Consider the following 23513-nt stretch of genomic DNA (forward strand, 5'->3'; position numbering starts at 1 on the left):
ACTTCATGGGCAAGAAACACACAGCGCAAGCCAATGTTGCAAATCACTGATTTGCGCCAAGACTTCATTTCAACGACAGCTACATGATGTAGCAAGAGGAATCTCTATGTACAAAGATTATCCTTCAGCCTACCAACCATCTGAAGGTTCATTGTTTGATGTGAATAAAGATTTTTATGATCTCATTCGTACAACAACCAATGCTCGTACACGTGTAAGCCAAGTCGAAGTACCTATTCGCTCAGGTTATGCATGGAAAGTAAATGCAGGACAAGTGTTTAGAGTTACTGCACCTCATGGGCCTCAAGTGGGTGATTTTAATATTTGGAATGCTCATGACCCAAGAGAACGCTTATGGGCTTCACGCACTAGACAGCTACAAGGTTCGCACGTGAGTATCTATGATCGTTTATGGTCAACACTCCCCTTCATGCGACCATTGGTCACTATTACTGACGATAGCCTCAAAGATTATGGCATCGATGAACACGGTGGTCGTATACATGACCTATTAGGTACACGTTGTGACCCATATATTAACCGCATTTTAACAGGACAAGATTTCAACCATCATTGTCATTCCAACTTAACTAGAGCTGTTTTACCGCACGGCCTGACTGAATTTGACGTGCATGATGTTTTAAATATTTTTCAGGTTACTGGCTTAAATCATGACAGCAAATATTTCATGAAAGCCTGTCCTGCTCAACAAGGGGACTATTTAGAATTTTTTGCAGAGATTGATGTGTTATGTGCTCTATCTACATGCCCTGGTGGCGATCTGTCTTTGCCCATGTGGGGGCCAGAGGCACAAGACCCTCTATCTGTTTGTAAACCGCTTGGGGTAGAGGTTTTTGACCTAGACCCACAGTTGCTCAAAGGTTGGACATCACCTGAATGCTCACCATATGCAGGCCAACATGGCCTTACTTTAAAAGATTAATTAATTACCCCATTTTCGGAGATTACACATGCTTAAAAAAATCAGTATTACCACCTGTTTCACAACTTTAGTTCTTGCCCTTTCAGCATGCAGTAAGCCTGAAGAAAAAAAAGAAACTGCTGTTGCTGATGCAACACCAGCAGCAGCCACATTAAATATTGGCGCAGATTTAACCTACCCTCCATATGGCTTTTTCAAAGACAATACACCACAAGGCTTTGACGTTGAATTACTTCAGTTATTGGCCAATGCCAATCAACAAAAAGTTGAATTTATTGACACTCGCTTTGCAAACTTAATTCCAAGTTTAAATAGTAAAAAATTTGATGCCGTTGCATCTTCAATGTTTATTACGCCTGAGCGTGAAAAACAAGTCAATTTTATTCCTTATGCCAAAGTCGGCAACGCACTCATTGTTCGTACTGGAGAATCGTTTGCACCCAAAGATGTAAAAGAGCTATGTGGTAAAACATTATCTATTATTAAAGGTTCAGCAGCTGTTCCTAAATTAGATGAGTTATCCAAAGGCTATTGTGTTGAAAACCACAAAAAAGGGATTACTGTTCGAGAGTTCGAAACATCTCCTGAAGCATTACAATCATTACTTGCCAAGTCATCTGATGTTCAGTTTGATGATACAGATGTTGCAAAAAGCTTTGTGGCTAAAGTCAATGGCAAGGTGGTGATCTCCTCTACAGAACCTTTATACCCACAAATTTTAGGTATTGCTGTACGTAAAGATGACCCAGCAACATTAGCAAGTCTCACCAAAGCCTTAGATACCATTAAAGGCAATCAAGAGTATCAAAAACTACTTGATAAATACGGCATTAAAGCTGTGAATTAATTTATTTTTTACCTCCTGCAAGTGCAATTCATGCACAGGCAGGAGGTTCATTTATTGCTCAATACACGCAATAACATCATCTGCTTGCAAATTGGTTTGACATGCAATAGTGATAATTAATCGACCTGCCTGATGAGCAATAATCGGAACTTCCATTTTCATGGCTTCCATAACCCCAATGATTTGATCTTTTTCGACCATACTTTCAGAATCCACTTTCCACTGTGTAATCACCCCACTCATCGGAGCCAGTACAGCATTGGCATCATGTGCTGTTTCTTCCACTAAAAGTGGTGACTGATTTGCTTGGCCAAGTAGACTTAACAGTGCAATAGGTAAACCAACATCATGTAGTTTTCCATCAATTTCAAGCTTAAGATACTGCATTGATGCTGTATTTGTATGTTGGCTACGCTGAAATACATCGTCATTGGCATTAAAATCTTGTTCAATCCAACGAGTATGTACTTTAAATTCATCAATAAAATCAGGTTCATTTAAAACAGCCTGATGAAAAGATAATACCGTTGCCACCCCTGTAATCTGAAATTGACTGAGTGCTCGCTTTGCACGTTGTATCGCCAATGCTCGCGTAGGCGCGGTAATAATTAATTTTGCGAGTAAAGAGTCAAAATGCCGAGAAACTACACTGCCCTGCATTACTCCCGTATCTAAACGAACTCCTAACCCACTTGGTGGTATAAATTTCGTCAGCCCACCAAAGGCAGGAATAAAACCTCTTGCAGGGTCTTCAGCATTGATTCGAAACTCAATGGCATGACCCTGTGGTATAGGCATACGTTCAATAGATAACCCATGCCCCAATGCAATAGAAATTTGTTCGGCAACCAAGTCTACGCCTGATGTCTGTTCCGTAATCGGATGTTCCACTTGTAAACGCGTGTTGACTTCTAAAAATGATAATGTGCCATTTTGACTCAGTAAATACTCTACTGTTCCTGCACCTACATAACCTGCTTTTTTACAAATGGCAGTCGCCGAATCAATAATCTGCTGTAAGATATGCTCAGAAATAAATGGTGCAGGAGACTCCTCAACCAGTTTTTGATTACGGCGTTGCAATGAGCAATCTCGTGTACCGACCACCACCACTTGACCCTGTTGGTCTGCAACTACTTGAGCTTCGATATGTCGTGGGCGGTCTAAATACTGCTCAACAAAACACTCACCTCGGCCAAATGCACTCACGGCTTCTCGAACCGCAGATTCATAAAGTGGCTGTACTTCCTCTAAATGATGTACCACTTTTAGACCACGACCACCGCCACCAAATGCTGCTTTAATTGCAATCGGCAACCCATATTGCACCGCAAAATCATAGGCTTGTTGGGCATTTTTTAATGGCTCAGAAGTACCTTTCACCAAAGGTGCACCTACAGCTTGTGCAATTTTTCGGGCTTCTATTTTGTCGCCTAACAACGTAATACTTTTAGGTGAAGGCCCCACCCAAATTAACCCAGCATCTAAAACGGCTTGTGCAAACTCTGCACGTTCCGACAAGAAACCATACCCCGGATGTACCATTGTCGCACCCGACTGACGAGCTACTATTAAAATCGCATCAATGTTTAAATAGGTTTCTTGAGCAGTCACACCTTTTAATGCCCATGCTTCATCTGCATATTGCGTGTGTAAACTGTCGACATCTTCATTGGCATACACTGCAATCGATGAGATTGTTAAATCTTTACACGCCTGAATAATACGTACAGCGATTTCACCACGGTTGGCAATAAGTAATTTATGTGTGTTCATACATTCATATCCATAAATTCTGAAATTTGATTAAATTTAATCCAACAACCTGCTGGAATTTGAGCCACCAAATCTAAGTGATAACTTGCAACTGTCGCAATTACAGGGTATCCCCCCGTGAGTGGATGATCATTCATAAACAATACAGGTTGGCCATTGGGCGGAATTTGTAGTGCACCTGTAACAGTACCTTCACTGGGCAGTTCCATATGCTTTGATCTTTCCAAAGCAACTGCACCATGTAACCTCAACCCCACTCGATTCATTTCATTGGTCACTTGCCACAACTGATCAAATAATACTGTTACACTTTTTGCTTCAAACCAATCTGTTCTTGGCCCAAGAATAAGATCTAACACCACGGTCTCTTCACTTTTAGGCAACCACTTTGTCACTTCTGTCGAAATAGATACTGCTTGTTTCGGCATTTGACCCACTACAATTTCATCACCCATACACAGCGGTTTCGGTCCAAGTTGTGCCAACGTATCAAAACTACGACTGGCCAAAACCGAAGGAACCAACACCCCTCCACGTATAGCCAAATAATTTCTCAGCCCCATTTTCGGGGTTTTAATCTGAATTTTATCGCCTTCATCTAATGCAATTGCCTGACCAGAAGCCACAACAGCAACCTTCGTGTCTGCATATTCAATCATGCATTCACCAATCGCACCGGTCACTGCCACAACGGTAGGTGCAAGCACTTGCGCTTTAAAACCACCGTTCAAAATCTCAAGCACAGCCGTATTGGCTATATTTCCGACACACTCATTCGCCAAACGCATTGCACCTTGATCTAATGCTCCTCCCACACCAACGCCCAAGGAAAATTGTCCCATCCGCCCCCCATCTTGTATCAGCGTTTGCATACCTACATTTAAAATTTTTAATGTGGCATTTGTCGTTTTATCTAACGCAATGCTCTGCTCATGAGATGGCTTTACAACATCGGGCACACTCACCAATGTGCCTTGTTTTGCCTCTTTAAAAATGACGGTATGGCCCGGTACAAAAAGCGCAGGAGGATCTCGCTCAATATCCCACATCTTTGTATGTGTGCGACCAATCAATTGCCATCCCCCCGGACTGTCTTTGGGATACACCCCAGAATACTCTCCAGCCAATGCAACCGAACCTGCCTCTATGCGTTTACGAGGTACATCTAAACGAGGAACACTGCCAAATGGACGACTTTCACAATTTAAATAACCAAAACCTGGGGCAAAACCAATAAAAGCCACTTTCCACTCATGTTGTGTATGGCGTTGGATCAGCGCTTGAGTGGTTATCCCTAGTCGTTCGGCCACTTCATTTAAATCTCCACCACCGTATTCAACCGAAATAACTACCGTATGCCCACGCACGGCAACATCATCTTGAACATGCTGTTTAGATAACCATGCAATGAGCTGTTGTTGAGAGGTTTTAAATACTGAAAACTGAATTAAAATGGTTTTTTCAGCAGGGATCATATCTAAAATTGCAGGATGTTGTGCACGTTGTAAGTGCTGAAAAAAACGTGTGGTTTCTAATAAATCATGACATTCAATTAAGAAACTGTCTAAACTCACCGATAAAAATCGCATAATGCCCCCTAGACTAAACAGACCATGTACGGTCAGGAATGTCTGTAATTAGCATGTGGCCGGGTGCATGACTAATGGCAAAAGGGACTTTAGATTGCATAACGGCGGCTTGTGGTGTTACACCACATGCCCAAAATACAGTAATTTCATCGTCTAAAATACGAGGTGCATCACCAAAATCAGGGCAATAAATATCTTTAATTCCCAATAGATGTGGTGAACCGATATGAACAGGGGCACCATGAATTTGAGGTACTTTTGCTGTAATTTGTACCGCTTGAGGGACTTGATGTGCTTTCATTGGTCGCATAGACACCACCAATTGACCCGACATTTTTCCTGCTGAACGACATGCAACATTGGTTAAATACATAGGCACATTGGTTTGATCGGTAATATGACGCACGTCTATACCTGCAGCCATTAAATCGGCTTCAAATGAAAAACTACAGCCGATTAAAAACGTCACCATTTTAGGATTTTCTTGCCAAATGTTTGAAATATCTGTGACTTCACTCACTTGACGACCATGCTCCCAAATATGATATTTTGGAAAATCAGTTCGAATATCTATATCTGCCCCAAGCTGTGTACGATATTGTCCAGCTTCAATGACATCTAATATCGGACAGCTTTGTGGATTACGCTGTGCATACAGTAAAAAGTCCCATGCCCAGTCCTCAGGCACACAAATCATGTTCACCTGAGTCATACCTGAGGCTAACCCTGCGGTAGGCTGATCGTACCCTTGCCGAATGCGTAATCGTGCCTGCTGTGCTTGTTTTAATTGCTCTGCTGTTGCCAAAAATGGAATATTAGACATGTTTACACCTGCTTTTGTGCACAAAATGGGGTAATACTGATGTGATGATCTTGCAACGCATCAATAATTTTTTGGGTAATCTCAAGCGCTCCTTGCGTATCGCCATGCACACAAACGCTCTTTGCTTGAATACGAGTAAAAGTCCCCTCAACCGACATGACTCCGCCATGTTTCACCATACTAACCACACGTTCAGCAATTTGATCTGCATCGTGTAATACAGCACCATCTAAACGTCTAGAGACCAAAGAACCATCTTCATGATACGCACGATCTGCAAATGCCTCTGCAACCACATGTAGACCATGTGTTTGTGCAAAATCGACCAAACGAGAACCTGCCAAAGCCACTAACGTTAAGCTTGCGTTAAATGACTTTATGGCATCAATGACCGCCTGTGCTTGCGTTAAATTGTGTGCAATCGTGTTATATAATGCCCCGTGAGGTTTTACATAACTCACTTTGGCACCAACGCTTCGTGCCAACCCATCTAAGGCTGACAATTGATACAGTACATCGGCATATAATTCATCATAAGACAAGTCCATGTTACGGCGCCCAAAACCCACTAAATCTGGATAAGCCACATGTGCACCAATTGCAACACCAGAAGCATGTGCCTGACGCACTGTAGATAAAATTCCTCGCGGGTCACCTGCGTGAAAACCACAGGCAATGTTGGCACTACTGACCAGTTTTAAAATCTCTAGGTCATTACCCATACGCCATGAGCCATAACTTTCACCAAGATCACTGTTTAAATCAATATTCATCATGGCACTCTCTTACAATGATTTTAGATAATTAAAAATGGTATTAAATGAAATGTAACCCATATACCATGTCAATAAACACGTCAGCACACCCAGTACAGTGAGCCACATCGGATAGTTATACCCACCCAACAAATCTTTTCGGCATGCGGCAACATATACAAATAGCGTTAAGCCAATCGGTAACACAAGACCATTTAAACCACCCACAAAAATTAATAAATTTGCAGGGGTTGCGCCTAAAATCACAAAAAGTAAAAGTGCAGATGAAATAAAAATGACTGTACACACGTTACGCTGTTTTAAAGTAATATCTTTTTTAAAGGCTGTGAAAAAAGACACCGACGTATAGGCTGCACCAATGGCACTGCTAATCCCTGCTGCAAAAAACACAAGACCAAAAAGTTTAAAACCAAACATACCTGCAGCATACTGAAATGCTTGAGCTGCTGGGTTGGCATTTTTGGCAGATAAATCAATGACAGCACCACTTGCCACCACGCCAAGTACCGCCAAGAAAAGTACATAACGTACAATACCCACCACCACAATACCTTTGGTGGCCGCTTTAGAGACTTCATCAATATGTTCTGGCCCGACAGCCCCTTTATCTAATAAACGGTGTGCACCTGAATAACAGATATATCCACCCACCGTACCACCAACAATGGTCGTAATACTGGCAAAGTCAATATGGCTTGGTAAAATCGTCTGATGAAATGCATCTCCTAGTGGTGGTGCAACAATAATAGCAACCACAACAACAATCAGAATTTTGACCACACCCAACACAATCATGCTTTTATCAACAACAAGCGTTGCTTTTTTTGATGCAAAAATCAAAATAGCAATTGCACCACTAATCACACCGCCCCATTTGGTATCTAAACCAAATAGCGCATTTAACCCCAACGCTGCACCTGCAATATTGCCCACATTAAAAAAGAAGCCACCAAAAATAACCAATGCCGCCAATACATAACCACTTCCCGGTAAAGCTGCATTTGCCACATCGGGAGCACGCATTTGCGTTAATGTGACCACACGCCAAATATTTTGCTGTACCACATAATCAATAATAATCGACAGTAAAATCCCAAAACCAAATGCGGCACCCATTTTGGCGGTAAACACAGCAGTTTGAGTTAAAAATCCCGGCCCCATGGCTGACGTTGCCATTAAGAAAATAGAAGCAATAATTGCCCACTGTCTTTCATTAAAAAACTTTTTAGTGTTATTCCCCATGCCTGATCCTATATAAAATAAAAATACTTCATGTAATAAATCACACAAAATATTCATGGCTCAAGCATTATTGCATATTTAAATTATTTATAAGTTACTGATAAACATAGTATTAAAAAAATGATTAGCACACCTAATTGAAACCCATTAAGCAAACTAATGTTTAATTTTTATGCATGTTTTGTTTTGGTGCTGTTTTGGTTTTAATCTAGTGCGCTCTGCTATATCACATCGCAATTAATACAAAGAAAAATTCTCATGGCTAAACTGTTGATTGAGTTTTTTGGTTGCCTGATTAGCAACATTCACTGCAAGATCTGCTAAATTATTTTTTACAAGATCATCTCGCCCAAGCGTATACACACATGAAAAATGATACGGATTCAACACGATGTTTGTGGGCAAAATATAAAGTCGCTTTTCTCTTAATTCTTTGAGCACAGAAAGGTGTGGCAATACGCCAATGCCCATGCCTTCTTCAGTCATTTTTATGAGTGTAGCCAGTGAATAACTGGTAATGGTTTTTGGTTCAGGCAATCGCAATTGATTCAACTGTTGTTTAAGATCGATATATGGATACGTATTTTTAGGATAGCTAATGATTGTGGAGCGGATAATGTCTTTAAAACATAAAGCACTCCGATGTAAAAATTTTTGTCCGAGTTTGGCAGAAATTAAAAAACTTTGTTCAAAATAACAAAGTGGACGTTGAATACAGTCAAAATCACAGGTGTGATCTAACATAAACACCATATCCAACTCACCATTTTTAAGTGCGTCTTTGAGTACAGGCGTAATATTGACAATAATATCTATCGTAATATAAGGATAATCACGGTAGACCATCTCTATAAAATCGACCAGCCACGAATGAACAATGGTTTCTGCTACACCTAAACGAATTGTACTTTCTTTTAAGCTATGATGAGAAATATCCGTGAGCAGTTGCTCATGAAGAACGATGCTTTTTTCTGCATACTTAAACGCAACCTTGCCTTGATCTGTTAAATGAATACTGCGTGATGTGCGTTCCAACAATTTAACACCAAACTCATGCTCCAATGTCGCAATGCGCTGAGATACAGAAGATTGTGTCGTATTGAGTTGTATGGCTGCTTTATTAAAACTACTTAACCGTACAACCCAATAGAGTGTTTCAAGACCTTTATAATTCAAATGACCCATCCAATGGTAAACATGGAGTTATACAATACACCGAATGCCCTCTCATGAAAAAAATGATATCTATTTAATTTTTTATGGTCAAAATACCTCATCTGATTTTCGTTAAACCATTCAATGAAATCGTAACATTAACGCAATGCACCAATGTAGTGATGTGAAACTTCCGCTTGAAAACATTCATCATTTATCGTTGCAGATGGCGTAGACATTAAAGTTACATCTTCAATTTTCAGCTGGCTTTGACAGCCCATAATGTGCTGTTGCAACATTTTTGCAAATTGCTGTACTTTTTCATCTGATGATTGATTGGCAAATTTAATAATTTCATTGGCATAGTGTTGATCTTGTTCTAAATAAATGACATCAATCACTCGACCTGTTGCTCTTCTTAAATGTACATATAATTGAGATGCCACAGCAAAAATTGTAGCTTCTTGTTTTAATGGTAAGACCATATCATCTCCCCTTATTTCTTCTAAAAAATACACATTCAACCCCTAAATACAAACGTGGCGTTCAATATCATTACCCCATCAAAAATAATGAGTTAAATAGATATAAATAATCCTGACCATTGCTTATATTCACTTCAAACAAAAGCAAAAATTAGACCACATCGGTCAAACGAATAATGGTTTTTAATATTTTTTCATCGATACATGCTATCGCTTAAATATCGGCACAAACATACAACGGCAGTGCTTCGCAAGCATAAAAAACAATATATTTTTCACCCTCAGTATTTTCATGATTATTCTATTCAATCAAACGATATCTGTTTTCAACACACACTATAAAGATGTCGTGTATCAAAGGTAATTGATCACACACACAACCAACATCATGTCCATGAGCATAGTATTCTTAAAAATATCAGACGATTTCACACTAAAAGAAACAATTAATCTTATTAAAAAATATATCTTTTATTTTTAATAAAATTCATAAACACCTTTAAATTTCTTTATTTATAATAAATTACAAAAAATAACTTACATAAAAATCATTTTAAAAAATATAATAGATATATCTTTTTTAAAACAATGCTTATGAAAAATAAAACTTCACATCATGGATTTGGGCGTGGTGGCTTACGCTGGATTGTTCTTTCACTCATTCAAAAGCAACCACAACATGGTTATGACCTCATAAAAACCATTCAACAAATGACTCAAGGCACTTATGCCCCTAGTGCAGGTGTCTTATATCCATTACTCAATGATTTGGTTGAAAAAAAACTCATCTATAGTGCGCCCCATGCACAAGATGGACGCAAACGCAGCTACAGTATTACGCCTTTAGGACAACAAATTGCAGATGCCTATCAACCTGAAGTAGATGAGTTATTAAAAAAAATACAACGGCGTTCACAACAACCTGCTGTACTGCTTGAAAAACTAGATCAAGTCAAACAAGACATGCGTCAATTATTGAGCCAACACGAACTCAATCATGCAGATGCTGAACTATTAGCCAATAGTTTAGAGCACACCATAAAAACCATCCAACATATTCTTCAGAGTAAATCTATGCCAACACCCCCAATCAATCGCCCTGAAAAACAACCTTATCGAATTAAACATCAACTCAAAGTTCGTTGGGTTGAAGTACAGCAAAAAATCGTTTTATCTCCGCATTTATTACGTATCGTATTTTATGGAGAAAATCTCGCTGATTTTAATAGTGCAGGATTTGACGACCACGTTAAACTTTTTTTTCCCGACCCCATCACAGGTCAGATTCATGTGCCCAACTTTTCTCAAACCGAATCAGACAAAACAGGGGCTCCTTTAGCACCAGAGATAAAAAAAATTGCTCGAGACTATACCCCTCGTCTTTTTCAACCACAGCAAAAAACACTCAGCATAGATTTTGTGTTACACGATGCAGGTCCTGCAACACAATGGGCAAAGCAATCACAATTGGGAGATCGTCTAGTGATTGGTGGCCCTCGTGGCTCTATGGTTATTCCACAAAATTACGCTCAACATGTTTTAATTGGCGATGAAACGGCTTTACCTGCCATTGCTCGCCGTTTGGAAGAACTCCCCAAGCACAGCAACGTTTCGGCATTTATTTTTATTCATAATACTACCGCTCGAATTGAACTCACACATTTAGCACAGGCTCAAATTGTTTGGTTAGACCCTCAGCATCAAGATGATTTAACATCTCATCTGTGGTCAAAAATAAATTGGCATCAATCGGACAGTTTTTTTTGGATTGCATGTGAAGCACAGCTATCTCGCCAAATTAAACACACCCTCACCGAACAATATCAAATTGATTCTTCTCGTATCAAAGCTGCAGGCTATTGGCAAAAAAATTCTTCGATTTAATTGACTTGAGTGCATCATATGCCACAAAAACCTTACACGGCCACATGGCTTTGCGTGTTAGCCACCCTAACAGCGCTTGGCCCTTTTTCCATAGACATGTATTTGTCGGCTTTACCGAGCATGGCCAAAGACTTACATGTCACAACCTCCAACATTGCAAGTACACTCCCTGCATACTTTATGGGTTTGGCCTTTGGTCAACTCATTTATGGGCCATTAACAGACCATTTTGGCCGTAGAAAACCATTGTTTTTTGGTTTAATGCTCTATGTTTTATCTAGCCTCGTTTGCGTTTTTGCCACACAGCTTGAAACACTCATTTTGGCACGAATTGCTCAAGCCTTAGGTGGATGTGTAGGTGTTGTTGTTGCTCGCTCTGCCATTCGTGATCGTTTAGAGGGGGCTGAAGCTGCACAAGCTTTTTCATCACTCATGGCGGTACAAGGTCTTGCGCCTGTACTTGCACCGCTTTTTGGTAGCGTAGTGTTGGCCTATTTTGAATGGCGGGCTATTTTTATTTGCCTTTTTAGCTTAGGTACAATCGCACTCATTTTTTCTTGGTTTCATTTTCCTGAAACACTGCCCAAAGCACGGCGTAAAAAGCATACTGTGTATTCGGCACTACATGGTTACGTTGCGCTTATTCGAGATGCTGGCTTTATTATTCCCTCTGTGGCCAGTGGGCTATTAATGGGACTCATGTTTACTTACATTAACAGTGCATCTGAATTATTTATAGATAAGCTACACGCCTCGACAGGTTTTTTCTCTGTACTTTTTTCAATTAATGCTTTTGGCTTAGTTATTGTTGCCAATATTAATCGGATACTCAGTAAAACATATCCTCCTTTATTACTACTTAAATGTGGCGGTGGTCTACAGTTTTTAGCAACACTTTTTTTATTGTTCATTGCATTTTCAAATCAAGTGTCCATTACAACACTCATGGTTGGTTTATTTTTCATCGTGGCATGTGTCGGTTTAGTTGCACCTAATGCCACTGTGTTGGCTTTAGCCAGTCAAGGACAACAAGCAGGGCAAGCCAGTGCACTTTTAGGTGCTTTACAATTTTTCTTTGGTTTAATTTCTGGTGCAATTTTAGCCATTTTACCATTAGATCTGATACATAACATGACATTGATTATGTTGCTTTATAGTGCTGTTGGTGTGGGACTTATTTGGAAGATTACACCACTTAATCACACCCGCTAATTTTCAGGTGAGTGATGTGTCATCTATACATCACTCACTCTTATCGTCAGATTTTATTCATTATCAAAATATAAAAATGTAATCATGCGCATACATCTAAAATTTAGACATCCTTGCCATTTTGCAACACTAAAAAGCATGTAAAATACGTATTGCAACATGAGTAAGATATCATATAAGATCAATTTCAGACGTAATACGTATCGTGATTAAAAATACAGTATTTTATATGATAAAAAACACAGAAACAGTTTACTCAAACTTACATTTATGTAAACTATAGCACAATTTTAGAATCATTATGATAGAACCTAAACACTCAGCACCATATGTTAATTCCATGCAAAGTCAAAATACAACCTTATCTACACCATTTGTAGGCTTTAACAAATTGATAAAACGATTAGAAGATATCATTGTTTCTTTTATTATTTTGTTGCTTATTTCTCCGCTCCTACTCATTATTTCTATTTTAGTCAAGACCACATCTCATGGGCCGATTTTGTTTAAGCAAAGTCGACATGGGTTAAATGGTACAGTAATTAAAGTTTGGAAATTTCGTAGTATGTCTGTCATGGAAGAAGGCCAGAGTGTTAAACAGGCAACTAAAAATGATCATAGAGTCACCAAAGTTGGTGCATTTTTAAGAAAAACTTCGCTTGATGAACTGCCACAATTTTTTAATGTGCTGTTTGGTAGTATGTCTATTGTTGGTCCAAGACCACATGCTTTAAGCCACAATGAATATTATGCCCAACACATCAATGACTATATGCTCAGACATATGGTAAAGCCTGGCATTACAGGACTTGCTCAAGTGAGTGGATGGCGAGGCGAAACAGATACCCTAGATAAAATGGAAAACCGAGTCAAATGCGATTTAGAATACATTGCACACTGGAGTTTATGGCTCGATATTAAATTGATTTTTTTAACCATTTTACGTGGTTTTACTCAAAAAACGGCTTATTAAGTAAAAGATAATATACAACATCAATCAAAACCCTATTAGGAATATTTTTATGTCAAAGATGGTCACTCCTGTAATTATGGCTGGCGGTAGCGGTACTCGACTTTGGCCACTGTCTAGAACACAATACCCTAAACAATTTTTAAAACTTTCGCCAGATGGCCATACATTATTACAATCCACTTTACTTAGACTAAAAAACTTACCTTGCAATGAAGCAATTATTATTTGCAATGAAGAGCATCGTTTTTTAGCTGCCGAACAAATGCGTGAAATCGGTGTATCTGCTAAAATTATTTTAGAACCAGAGGGCAAAAATACCGCACCAGCAATTGCTTTAGCTGCGTTTTACCAACAATCGACTAAACAAGATAGCCTGCTTTTAGTTTTGGCTGCCGACCATGTTATTCAAAACCAACATGCTTTTGAAAAAACCGTTACGGATGCCATTACTTTGGCAGAAACTGATCAGTTAGTTACATTTGGTATTGTGCCTACACATGCAGAAACAGGCTATGGTTATATTGAAAAAGGTGAAACTCAATTAACTGGTTTTAAAGTGAAGCAATTTGTAGAAAAACCAAGCTTAGATACCGCTCAAAACTATTTAGATAGTGGCCTGTTTTTGTGGAATAGTGGTATGTTTTTATTTAAAACAAGCACATTTCTCACACAACTTCAAAAACATGCGACAGATATTTTTGAATGTTGCCAAAACAGTATTAAGGAAACAACTCTCGACTTAGACTTTATACGCATAGATAAAGATATTTTTACAACATGTCGATCAGAATCCATCGATTATGCAGTAATGGAAAAAACGCAACATGCGGTGGTCGTACCATTAGATGCTGCTTGGAGCGATATTGGCTCATGGTCTGCTTTATGGGATATTCAAACTAAAGATGAGCATGGCAATGTAAATTTTGGCGATATCATTAATATAGATAGCCAAAACTGTTACAGCCACAGTAGCAACAAATTGGTTACACTTTTAGGTGTAGAAGATTTAGTGGTCGTAGAAACAAAAGATGCAGTTTTAGTTGCACATAAAAATAAAGTACAAGACATTAAAAAAGTCGTAGAAAAACTCAAACAAAGCAATCGCACAGAACATTACAACCATAGAGAGGTCTATAGACCTTGGGGTAAATATGACAGCATTGATCATGCTTCACGTTACCAAGTCAAACGCATTACCGTTAAGCCTGGCGAAAAACTATCTATTCAAATGCATCACCATCGCTCAGAACACTGGATCGTTGTGACAGGCACCGCTAAAATTCATAAAGGCAAAGAGAGCTTCTTACTCACCGAAAACCAATCTACGTATATTCCTCTTGGAGAAATACACGCTTTAGAAAATCCAGGCAAGTTACCACTTGAACTCATTGAAGTACAATCTGGTTCATATTTAGGTGAAGATGATATTGTGCGCTTTGAAGATATTTATGGGCGTTGTTAGTACAACATAAATAATAAAAATAGGAGCATCAAAAATAATCAGATGCTCCTATTATACTTAAATCTCTAAAGATCTTGCTTTAATCGCCCACTTATCACTAACATAACTTTCGATTTCTGACTTAAATCGTTCTGTCGAAAATGTCATTGCATTAGCTCTACAAGATGCGGGTAAAAATAACTCACTCTGATTTTCAAATGCTGTCACTGCTTCTATAATTTCAGCAACAGTTTGCTGTTTAAAGAAAAGACCTGTTGGGTTTTCTTTATGTAAAGGTCGTACCGTTTCCAATGTGCCCCCCTTACCAAAAGCAATAACTGGTGTTCCACATGCTTGCGCTTCTACAGGTGTAATACCAAAATCTTCTTCTGCTGCAAATACAAAACATTTTGCTTTTTGCATACAATCCAGCATAACTTCATTAGATTGATAACCTAATATTTCAATATTCCCTTTGGCTTTAGATTTTATTTTTGCCATATCTGGCCCATCGCCAATCACAACCAATTTTTTATCTGGCATTTGGCTAAATGCTTCTACAATCAAATCTATTTTTTTATAAGGTACCAATCTAGACGCTGTAAAATAAAAGTCTTCTTTATTTTCATTGAGTTGGAAACGCTCCGTTTCTACAGGTGGATAAATCACATCTGCTTCTCTACCATATACTTTATGTATTCTACGAGCAATAAATTTAGAGTTTGCAACAAAATGATCAACGCCATGCGCTGTTCTATAATCCCATAAACGTATTTTATGTAATAACCAACGAATGATAAATGCTTTTACTCCCTTGTCTAAACCAGATTCTTTTAAATATTGGTGTTGTAAATCCCATGCATATCGAATTGGGGAATGAATATAACTAATATGTAATTGATCTGGGCCTGTTAGCACACCTTTAGCAACAGCATGGCTACTCGATAAGATCACGTCATAAGCAGACACATCTAATTGTTCCACTGCAAGAGGCATCAGTGGCAAATAATTTCGATATCTTTTTTCGGCTTGAGGCAAATTTTGAATAAATGTCGTATGTGCTTTCTTATTCAAAAAATGAACTCTAGATTCATCACTTAGAAAGTCAATGACCGAAAATAGTTCAGACTTTGGAAACACTTTAAGCATGTCACTAATGACCCGCTCTGCCCCTGCATAAGTTACTAGCCAGTCACAAACAACTGCTATATTAAAATCTTGTTTCATAGTTACACTCTGAAAAACAATAAAATTATTGTTATATACTAACAACTATAACTTTATATGTAGGTATATTTTTTCTATACTATACCAAACATTGCACTATCTTTTAAATATGAAAAATATCAACACATGCACTAAAATAATCTTTGATACTCGTTGGTTTGGACAAACTGGTATAGGCCGCTTTGCACAAGAAATGTATACAGAAGAATTTTTCACATCTATTGACTTGAAAGGTAATCCTGCTAGTGTTTTTGACGTATTAAAACTAACATGGTACTTGATGTGGCATAAAGGTTTTTATTATTCTCCTGGCTTTAATGCTCCATTTTTTTTTCTTCATCGTAGCGCAATTACAATTCACGATTTAAATCATATAGATGTTGATGCAAATACATCTTTCTTAAAGAAAATTTATTACAATATTGTACTTAAACGTGCATGTAAAAAAGCAGCTCTAATATTTACCGTTTCTGAGTTTTCAAAACAAAGAATTGTCGAATGGTCTGGTGTCAATCCAAGTAAAGTAAAAGTTGTTTATAACGGTGTATCGAAGGCTTTTAATAAAAATGTAAAGCCTTACAAGTATGATTTTCCGTATATCTTTGTAGTTGGTAATAGAAAATTACACAAAAATGAAGATAAAGCTCTAAGAGCTTTTGCAACAGCAAATATAAATCAAAATATCCATATACTTTTTTCAGGTTCAGCATCTGATCAGCTTATAGCTACTGCACAAGAGCTTGATATTGAAAGTAAAGTAAAATTTCTCGGAAAATTAAATGAAGAAGATTTAGCTTCAGCTTATAAAGGTGCGCTTTGTTTACTATTTCCTTCTTTATATGAAGGATTTGGTTTACCCGTCATTGAAGCTGTTGCATGCGGAACCCCAGTAATTACATCAAACTCTACATCTTTAAAGGAAATTTCTAAAGGTCTTAATATTATATTAATTGATCCTAATAATACTGAAGAAATTTCTCAGAAACTAGAAATGTTTTTTAAATCTCCTGATACTTATAGGCCAAAACAAAACATTGGTAAGTTTGATTGGAAAATATCTAGAAAAAATTTAATGTCCAATTTAAAAGCGAGAAATATAAAATGAAGATGATAATTCATAATGGATATTTTTTAGCTAAGATATTACTAGACTCACTAGATAAAAAGGAATATCTAGTTTTTGAAGTAGATAATAAATACGAATATAAAAGCAAGATTTACAAACATATTTTCGGATTTATAAATCTCATAATAATCATTTTTTATAAAAAATTTAGTTATTTATTTAATAACAAGAAGAAAGAAGAAGAGGTTCTTTTATTTAGTATTGATGAAATTGAATTGTTACCAAAACTACTTTGGAAATATAGAAAAGCAAAAAATATCCATTTATGGTTATGGAACCCTTGCAACAAAATCTTAAGAAATAAATATGAAATGCTGTTGTATATAACACTACTTAAACAAACAGGCCTACTAATTTGGACATTTGATAAAAGTGATTCAGAAACATATAACTTTAATTTTCATGAACAAATATACTCAAATAAACTTGTAACAGAATACCGAGAGGAAGCTAAACCTAACCTATATGATTTAATTTTCGTTGGGCAAGATAAAGGAAGATTAGATGAATTAAAAAAAATAATGAATATTTTAGAATCATACAATTTAAAATACTTTTTTTTTATTATCCCAGATAAAAATAAAACTTACACAACAAATGATTTAAAATTAATGAGTACAAGTAGTATTAATTATAAAGATGTATTATCTCTTATAAATAATACTAAATGTATCTTAGATATAGTACAAAATGGACAATATGGTGCAACTCTTCGTGAGTTAGAGGCATTATTCTTCAATAAGAAACTCCTTTCAAATAGAGAAAGTATAAATATTTCATTTGCTATTGAAAACTTTATAAAGCTCGAAAATATTTATAAAGACTCCAGTAAAATTCTTGAATTCTTGAATTCAAATATGAAAGAAAATCGTGAAGTTAATAATTATGATATAAATCATCTTATTAATATGATTTTCAAAAACACCCCTAACCCTTAAGTATAATTTTCAAGCTAAAATGTATAAAAAAACATTGTTATTTACATTTCAATAGCTAGAAACTTAGGAAATATAAAAACGGAGTTATTCATAATATTTTAGATGGAAATTTATATTTAAAATTGAAACAGCATATTTAAACGAGCTATATCAAGATGATTTGATATTTATGAAAATTTCATTTCAAGTTAGAAAAAATCAATAGAGACTCAAAGACTATGATCATAAAGATCTTTTAAAAGTAATAATGACTTTCTACTTTAAGTAGTCTACAAAATAGCCTGACAATTATCAATATGAACTTGCTGTACTTTTCTATTGTTCAGCATCGCCTATAAGTGATGCTGAACAATAGAAATAATTATAAATAAAAATCACTTTATTCCATCTACAAGTATAGTGAAACCACCTAATTACTCATACACACATGAAAGAACATCTGGAATAATCGATCAATACAACCTTGTTACTACTATTTTCTCTTTTTCTTAACCCTTGCTCATGTCTTTTCAATAAGGTTTAAATAATATTAAAAAGATATATAACTAATAGTAAAAATTTAATCATAATTTTTTTTAAAACGTGGATTCAATAGCGAAGTGCAACGTTTTTAATCGTAGTTGAAAAAGTTAGAGTGTATTAACCTCATTCTGAAGTTTTCAACTTGCAATTGGAACGTACACAATGAATCAATACACCCAACTTTCCCAAGAAGAAAGATACGAAATTTATGCAGCTTTGAAAAGCAAAACTTCCTTATCTGAATCTGATGCCCATAGTGTTCCAATAACTCCTGTATATCCGATCACTTATGAAAGGCCGCATTATCCATCACGATGACACTATTTTGGGGTAGTTCGGGAATAAGAAAATGCTCTACCCAAAAATGAAATACATCTGAATTAATTTTGCAGTCAAATAAGCCAACGCTAAATAACTGATTCTCATACAATGCACCAATCGCATTGGTTTGGTTCTTTAATTGCCAGTTAAATGAGCCATAACATGGTGTTCCTTTCGGAGAATAACCGTAAGGTCTATAATCGTGCGATTTAAACCCGCTTTCATCAAGATAAACAATGGGGTGCTTTTGTTGAAGTTGATCTAAAGCTTCGATAAATTCTGATCTGAGGGATTCTTTGGCTTGAGGGTGGCGTAAGGTCTTTTTTTCACTGTGATTCCTAAACGTTTTAATGCATAACCAATAGATGCAGCTGAGCAGGAAAAGCGTACAGCACGCTCATATTGATAATCGTCTGGATATTTCTCAACATCCGCACGTAGTGCATCATCCTCAATTTTAAAAGGTTTCCGTGGGCGAGTTCTTTTAACCTCAATTCGTTTTTTCCAACTTAAAATTGTATTTTTATCAATTTCAAATTGTGCAGAGACTGCTCGTATGGAATATCCTTCCTCAAGCTTCGCTATCACTTTTCGTCTAAAATGTTCTGAATAACTCATTTTTATATTGTCTTATATTTTTGATTGTTTGACTATACATCGACCATTTCACGAGAGATTAAACGTAATCAGGGAAACCGAGGTTATCGTGCAAAACAAGCTCAAGCATTTTCACAACAACGTTGCTACCGTAAATTATCAACACTTTGTGACTTTGCTTATGCGTACATTTCTTATCTCATTTTATAGAACTGGTCACCTGAACAGATTCATGGTGCTTTAACAGAACTTGGTTGGAAAGATGTGCCTTCGCATGAATGGATTTATCAATATGTCTATAAAGATAAAGAAAATGGTGGGGATTTACATCAATCATTAAGACACCAAAAAACCTATAGAAAACTTGGTTTTAAGAACCATGATCGACGTGGTCAAATATCAAATAGATGCAGTATCCATGAGCTTGAAATGATCATTGATCAACGTCAACGACTCGGTGATTTTGAGGGTGATACAGTGATTGGGCAACATCATAAAGGGGCTGTTTTAACACTTGTAGAGCACAAGAGTTTATACGTACACATTGTTCATCTTGGTGGAACAAGAGCAACAATGTGTACGATCAATCACTGTATTGATCGATTGAAAATGAGCCATGCATGTAGCGTGACCTTCGATAATGGGAAAGAGTTTTCTGAACATCAACGTATTCGAGAACAAGGTATTGATACTTATTTTGCAGATCCATATCGATCAAATCAGCGAGCAAGAAATGAAAATACCAATGGTTTAATTCGTCAGTATCTGCCAAAATCATCGTCATTCGAGCACGTGACACAGGCAGGGATTCAAGTCATTGAGGATGCTTTAAACAGTCGTCCTCGAAAGAGTTTGGGCTAGTTAACCCCTAGTGAAGTCATGGCTGGTTTTTATACCGTTGCACTTGTTGCTTGAATCCGCCAAATATTATCTTACAAAGTTGAATAATAGATATATTTTAGTCATAATTTTATTGTGTATTTGGAAAATTCTTTTTCCAAGATATATATCTAAAAGGTAGACTGAAATGCCTTATGAAGCCAGCAATTAATCTCAAGAGAATATTTGGAGATACAAAAGTACCTCTGTCAGCCTCTAAATGGCTTTCAAAATTAATAAAATCCTCAGTTACAAGGATATCTGAAAAATGTACAATAGATACACCATTTTTTTCAAAATAACTCCAATAATCAGCAGGAACCTTTAGTTGAGAATTAATCCCTAAAATTTTCTTTGCTCCTGATTTTGATATAGAGTAACCGACTGTTCCGCAGTTCCATTGTTTGTACGGCAAACGCACATAGCCATCATATATTTTAATTTTTATAGATGGACGCACAAATTTCATTATCTTTGATAATTTGATATCAACTTTAGAGTATCCAAAAATAACAACATCATATTTTTCATGAAGATTTTGAACAACTTTAAAGTAGCTCATAAAATCATTGTTTAGAACTGCATCATCCTCTAAAATAATACCATAACTTTTATTTTTTTCAATTACATCTTTATAAATCATTAAATGACTATAAGCACAAGCTTTTTCACCATTAGTTAAAGACATATTAGCTTTATTTAAAATATTTTCTGGTATATTTTTAGGTGTATAAGCATCAAAAAACTCAAATTCTTTATTAATTAATTTTAACTGTGAAGAAATTTTATCTCTTCTTTTGTGATCAGATTTCAAAGATAAAACATACATAAAATACCTATAAATTTAGCGTAGTTTTTTTATAAAACATAAAACTATAAAAAACCAGGGTAAGCAAAAGAAATATGAGAAAAAACCAGATCTAGTTGCCATCATATAATTATCGACAGTCAGTGTAAAGAGAAGTGCTGAATATAAATAAATACATAATAATTTTTTTTCAATTTCAGTATAAATAGCTCTATGGTTGAATAATAAAATTACCATCAAGGATATTATTATCATTACAGTCAACCTTAGATATGAAAAACCATCAAAATCAGAGTTTGAATTCCAATCATAAAAACCCGTTTTCATCAAAATATTTCTTTTAATAATTTCAGGGAAAACATTAATATTATTATTTATATTTTCTAAAATAAATGATGATAATGTTTGATACTTTAAACCACATAACATATATATTAGAATAAGAGACTGAAAATACTTATTTATTAAAAATCTATATATTTCTTTATAAAAAATAACAACTGGAAGAAATATAAAAGCAGACAAATGAGAACATACAGCTATTACAAACCAAAATATAGATTTTTTTCTAGATTCTGTTAAAAGACATAAAAGTATAAAAGTAATACTTAAAGATTGTCTTGATAGAAATATCATCATATCTAAAAAAGGGGGATATAATGTAGATATTAAAAAAGTAGAAGATAAGTATAATCTATTTTTAAAAAACACATAATCAATCTTAATAAAAACAGGCAAAAATAATAGAAGTTTAAAGAAAGTATATAAATAAAAATCTGCCCCTAATATATTAAAAAAATACATTAACGAGGAAACACCTATTTCTGCACCAAACGGTAATGTATCACTTTTAATATTATCATAAATGTTAAAATAGTTAAGATTATCAGAATCTAGCTCCAATCTAAAATAAACACAAAATAATAATACAATAAAATACAATATAGAATACAATATATACTTATATGCCGATATTCTAGAAAAACTGATCATTCTAACTGATTCAACCTATATATTAAATTTAATAACTAAATAGTAAATTTTGGGTTTAGTCTACACTCAAAATTAAGCTTTTTCGATTTTTAAAATTATATTTTAAAAAAACTCCTATAGGCCTTCTCATTTCGGAAGTTATTTTCAATAAAAATGGTTTAGAAATTTTATTTTGATTTCTCACTAAAAGACACAATGCTAAAGCATATCCATTCCAATTAAATTTGTAGTTATAATAATGCCCTACTTGAGCCGAAGATGCATATAAAATATTATACTTTTTTCTTTCTAAACACAGAATCGCTGAAATATAACATAAAAGGTATTCTGTATGAGTTAAATTTTGAATAATCGATTTATCCTTTATAACTTCTTCATAATACTTCTTTGGTTCTTGACTCAAAATACAAGCTTTAAACTCATCTCTCCAAGCAACAATAAATTCACTTTTTACTGGAGCTGCAATAAACCAATTCTCTGTTATAGGCTTATTAAAGTTTGTTGTACATTCATCAGAGAAAAATACAAATGCATCTTGATCATTAAACTTCTCAAAAATCCACTCTAAATCTCTTGTTAGAAATATTGAAGCATCAATCCAAATCCCTCCGTATTTAGCCAATAGCTCTAACCTAACGAGATCGGCTCTTTGTGCCATTAATATATCATTATTAAATGTAGGTAAATCTATATATTGAGTTACTGTATTAAAGTTTAAGATATTAATTTCATAGTTATCACAGTATTTTTGAACACTAGCAAAACATAATCTAACTATTTCTGGAATATCCTCCCCATCCCAAAACATCCAAATTACTCTTGGAATTGTTTTTTTATTATTTTGATATTTATGCTCATTATTGATTTCAATATACTTTATAAGAATTTCTTCTTTTTTTAAAAGAAAAAATACTTTATAAATTGCTAAAATAAAATTAAATAATTTATTAATCATC

Annotated in this window: 21 protein-coding genes and 1 pseudogene; 9 read left to right on the forward strand and 13 right to left on the reverse strand. The window is 35.7% G+C overall.

What is annotated here, in order from left to right:
• Nucleotides 1-106: 106 nt before the first annotated feature.
• Both I2F17_RS07230 and I2F17_RS07235 read left to right on the forward strand, forming a co-directional pair.
• Complete coding sequence (locus tag I2F17_RS07230) at nt 107-943, forward strand: urea carboxylase-associated family protein (RefSeq protein WP_196422565.1); 837 nt, start codon at nt 107-109, stop codon at nt 941-943.
• A gap of 28 nt (nt 944-971) precedes the next feature.
• The gene (locus tag I2F17_RS07235; RefSeq protein WP_211139451.1) at nt 972-1790 is read left to right on the forward strand and encodes an ABC transporter substrate-binding protein; all 819 of its coding nucleotides are present in this window, start codon (nt 972-974) and stop codon (nt 1788-1790) included.
• A gap of 51 nt (nt 1791-1841) precedes the next feature.
• Here I2F17_RS07235 and I2F17_RS07240 read toward each other — a convergent pair whose 3' ends face one another.
• The 7 genes from I2F17_RS07240 to I2F17_RS07270 form a co-directional block, all read right to left on the reverse strand.
• Nucleotides 1842-3566, reverse strand: a complete 1725-nt coding sequence (locus I2F17_RS07240; RefSeq protein ID WP_211139452.1) for an acetyl/propionyl/methylcrotonyl-CoA carboxylase subunit alpha — start codon at nt 3564-3566, stop codon at nt 1842-1844.
• Complete coding sequence (locus I2F17_RS07245) at nt 3563-5155, reverse strand: 5-oxoprolinase subunit B/C family protein (RefSeq protein WP_211139453.1); 1593 nt, start codon at nt 5153-5155, stop codon at nt 3563-3565. The genes I2F17_RS07240 and I2F17_RS07245 overlap by 4 nt, the downstream gene beginning before the upstream one ends.
• Before the next feature lie 13 nt (nt 5156-5168).
• Nucleotides 5169-5978 (reverse strand): putative hydro-lyase, encoded by an 810-nt coding sequence (locus tag I2F17_RS07250; RefSeq protein ID WP_211139454.1) that lies wholly within the window; start codon nt 5976-5978, stop codon nt 5169-5171.
• 2 nt (nt 5979-5980) lie between these two features.
• Nucleotides 5981-6751 (reverse strand): LamB/YcsF family protein, encoded by a 771-nt coding sequence (locus I2F17_RS07255; protein WP_211139488.1) that lies wholly within the window; start codon nt 6749-6751, stop codon nt 5981-5983.
• Nucleotides 6752-6763: 12 nt separating this feature from the next.
• On the reverse strand, nt 6764-7996 hold the full coding sequence (locus I2F17_RS07260) for an NRAMP family divalent metal transporter (RefSeq protein ID WP_196422624.1): 1233 nt from the start codon (nt 7994-7996) through the stop codon (nt 6764-6766).
• Between the two features lie 237 nt (nt 7997-8233).
• Nucleotides 8234-9172: a LysR family transcriptional regulator gene (locus I2F17_RS07265; RefSeq protein ID WP_196422570.1), complete on the reverse strand. Its 939-nt coding sequence runs from the start codon at nt 9170-9172 to the stop codon at nt 8234-8236.
• 137 nt (nt 9173-9309) lie between these two features.
• Nucleotides 9310-9636: a hypothetical protein gene (locus I2F17_RS07270; RefSeq protein ID WP_211139455.1), complete on the reverse strand. Its 327-nt coding sequence runs from the start codon at nt 9634-9636 to the stop codon at nt 9310-9312.
• A 594-nt stretch (nt 9637-10230) separates the two neighbouring features.
• On the opposite strand from I2F17_RS07270, the gene I2F17_RS07275 reads away from it, so the two are divergent.
• From I2F17_RS07275 to I2F17_RS07290, 4 genes are all read left to right on the forward strand, one after another.
• A complete protein-coding gene (locus I2F17_RS07275) occupies nt 10231-11520 on the forward strand; it encodes a siderophore-interacting protein (protein WP_211139456.1) in 1290 nt (429 codons plus the stop codon).
• Between the two features lie 18 nt (nt 11521-11538).
• Nucleotides 11539-12732 (forward strand): multidrug effflux MFS transporter, encoded by a 1194-nt coding sequence (locus I2F17_RS07280; protein ID WP_211139457.1) that lies wholly within the window; start codon nt 11539-11541, stop codon nt 12730-12732.
• Nucleotides 12733-13072: 340 nt separating this feature from the next.
• Entirely contained in the window at nt 13073-13705 is a 633-nt protein-coding gene (locus I2F17_RS07285) for an exopolysaccharide biosynthesis polyprenyl glycosylphosphotransferase (RefSeq protein WP_328705926.1), read from the forward strand.
• Between the two features lie 49 nt (nt 13706-13754).
• Complete coding sequence (locus tag I2F17_RS07290) at nt 13755-15167, forward strand: mannose-1-phosphate guanylyltransferase/mannose-6-phosphate isomerase (protein WP_196422575.1); 1413 nt, start codon at nt 13755-13757, stop codon at nt 15165-15167.
• 57 nt (nt 15168-15224) lie between these two features.
• Here I2F17_RS07290 and I2F17_RS07295 read toward each other — a convergent pair whose 3' ends face one another.
• On the reverse strand, nt 15225-16373 hold the full coding sequence (locus I2F17_RS07295; RefSeq protein ID WP_211139458.1) for a glycosyltransferase family 4 protein: 1149 nt from the start codon (nt 16371-16373) through the stop codon (nt 15225-15227).
• Between the two features lie 109 nt (nt 16374-16482).
• Here I2F17_RS07295 and I2F17_RS07300 point away from each other — a divergent pair, with 109 nt between their 5' ends.
• Both I2F17_RS07300 and I2F17_RS07305 read left to right on the forward strand, forming a co-directional pair.
• Nucleotides 16483-17478: a glycosyltransferase family 4 protein gene (locus I2F17_RS07300; RefSeq protein ID WP_211139459.1), complete on the forward strand. Its 996-nt coding sequence runs from the start codon at nt 16483-16485 to the stop codon at nt 17476-17478.
• Nucleotides 17475-18437, forward strand: a complete 963-nt coding sequence (locus I2F17_RS07305; RefSeq protein ID WP_211139460.1) for a hypothetical protein — start codon at nt 17475-17477, stop codon at nt 18435-18437. The genes I2F17_RS07300 and I2F17_RS07305 overlap by 4 nt, the downstream gene beginning before the upstream one ends.
• An 805-nt stretch (nt 18438-19242) precedes the next feature.
• On the opposite strand, the gene I2F17_RS12745 is transcribed toward I2F17_RS07305, so the two are convergent.
• Together I2F17_RS12745 and I2F17_RS07315 are read right to left on the reverse strand one after the other, a co-directional pair.
• Nucleotides 19243-19659, reverse strand: a complete 417-nt coding sequence (locus I2F17_RS12745; RefSeq protein WP_211139489.1) for a transposase — start codon at nt 19657-19659, stop codon at nt 19243-19245.
• The gene (locus tag I2F17_RS07315; RefSeq protein ID WP_211139461.1) at nt 19542-19898 is read right to left on the reverse strand and encodes an IS630 transposase-related protein; all 357 of its coding nucleotides are present in this window, start codon (nt 19896-19898) and stop codon (nt 19542-19544) included. The genes I2F17_RS12745 and I2F17_RS07315 overlap by 118 nt, the downstream gene beginning before the upstream one ends.
• A gap of 39 nt (nt 19899-19937) precedes the next feature.
• Here I2F17_RS07315 and I2F17_RS07320 point away from each other — a divergent pair.
• Nucleotides 19938-20738 (forward strand): annotated as a pseudogene (locus I2F17_RS07320) (IS30 family transposase); the annotation flags it as partial.
• 109 nt (nt 20739-20847) lie between these two features.
• On the opposite strand, the gene I2F17_RS07325 reads toward I2F17_RS07320, so the two are convergent.
• The 3 genes from I2F17_RS07325 to I2F17_RS07335 are packed head-to-tail and all read right to left on the reverse strand — an operon-like array spanning nt 20848 to nt 23512.
• The gene (locus I2F17_RS07325; protein ID WP_211139462.1) at nt 20848-21585 is read right to left on the reverse strand and encodes a glycosyltransferase family 25 protein; all 738 of its coding nucleotides are present in this window, start codon (nt 21583-21585) and stop codon (nt 20848-20850) included.
• A 15-nt stretch (nt 21586-21600) separates the two neighbouring features.
• Nucleotides 21601-22557, reverse strand: coding sequence for an EpsG family protein (locus I2F17_RS07330; protein ID WP_268920046.1), 957 nt, complete (start codon nt 22555-22557; stop codon nt 21601-21603).
• A gap of 55 nt (nt 22558-22612) precedes the next feature.
• Nucleotides 22613-23512 carry a capsular polysaccharide synthesis protein gene (locus I2F17_RS07335; protein WP_211139464.1) on the reverse strand — a complete coding sequence of 300 codons (900 nt, stop codon included), beginning with the start codon at nt 23510-23512 and terminating at the stop codon, nt 22613-22615.
• Nucleotide 23513 lies beyond the last annotated feature (1 nt).

This window comes from Acinetobacter baretiae, from assembly GCF_015627105.1.
Lineage (GTDB): Bacteria > Pseudomonadota > Gammaproteobacteria > Pseudomonadales > Moraxellaceae > Acinetobacter > Acinetobacter baretiae.

Bases quoted from the DNA above. Each gene is read 5' to 3' on its own strand.
- I2F17_RS07230 (WP_196422565.1), top strand. From the start codon at position 107: ATGTACAAAGATTATCCTTCAGCCTACCAACCATCTGAAGGTTCATTG.
- I2F17_RS07235 (WP_211139451.1), top strand. From the start codon at position 972: ATGCTTAAAAAAATCAGTATTACCACCTGTTTCACAACTTTAGTTCTT.
- I2F17_RS07240 (WP_211139452.1), bottom strand. From the start codon at position 3,566: ATGAACACACATAAATTACTTATTGCCAACCGTGGTGAAATCGCTGTA.
- I2F17_RS07245 (WP_211139453.1), bottom strand. From the start codon at position 5,155: ATGCGATTTTTATCGGTGAGTTTAGACAGTTTCTTAATTGAATGTCAT.
- I2F17_RS07250 (WP_211139454.1), bottom strand. From the start codon at position 5,978: ATGTCTAATATTCCATTTTTGGCAACAGCAGAGCAATTAAAACAAGCA.
- I2F17_RS07255 (WP_211139488.1), bottom strand. From the start codon at position 6,751: ATGAATATTGATTTAAACAGTGATCTTGGTGAAAGTTATGGCTCATGG.
- I2F17_RS07260 (WP_196422624.1), bottom strand. From the start codon at position 7,996: ATGGGGAATAACACTAAAAAGTTTTTTAATGAAAGACAGTGGGCAATT.
- I2F17_RS07270 (WP_211139455.1), bottom strand. From the start codon at position 9,636: ATGGTCTTACCATTAAAACAAGAAGCTACAATTTTTGCTGTGGCATCT.
- I2F17_RS07275 (WP_211139456.1), top strand. From the start codon at position 10,231: ATGAAAAATAAAACTTCACATCATGGATTTGGGCGTGGTGGCTTACGC.
- I2F17_RS07280 (WP_211139457.1), top strand. From the start codon at position 11,539: ATGCCACAAAAACCTTACACGGCCACATGGCTTTGCGTGTTAGCCACC.
- I2F17_RS07285 (WP_328705926.1), top strand. From the start codon at position 13,073: ATGCAAAGTCAAAATACAACCTTATCTACACCATTTGTAGGCTTTAAC.
- I2F17_RS07290 (WP_196422575.1), top strand. From the start codon at position 13,755: ATGTCAAAGATGGTCACTCCTGTAATTATGGCTGGCGGTAGCGGTACT.
- I2F17_RS07295 (WP_211139458.1), bottom strand. From the start codon at position 16,373: ATGAAACAAGATTTTAATATAGCAGTTGTTTGTGACTGGCTAGTAACT.
- I2F17_RS07300 (WP_211139459.1), top strand. From the start codon at position 16,483: ATGAAAAATATCAACACATGCACTAAAATAATCTTTGATACTCGTTGG.
- I2F17_RS07305 (WP_211139460.1), top strand. From the start codon at position 17,475: ATGAAGATGATAATTCATAATGGATATTTTTTAGCTAAGATATTACTA.
- I2F17_RS07315 (WP_211139461.1), bottom strand. From the start codon at position 19,898: ATGAGTTATTCAGAACATTTTAGACGAAAAGTGATAGCGAAGCTTGAG.
- I2F17_RS07325 (WP_211139462.1), bottom strand. From the start codon at position 21,585: ATGTATGTTTTATCTTTGAAATCTGATCACAAAAGAAGAGATAAAATT.
- I2F17_RS07330 (WP_268920046.1), bottom strand. From the start codon at position 22,557: ATGATCAGTTTTTCTAGAATATCGGCATATAAGTATATATTGTATTCT.
- I2F17_RS07335 (WP_211139464.1), bottom strand. From the start codon at position 23,512: ATGATTAATAAATTATTTAATTTTATTTTAGCAATTTATAAAGTATTT.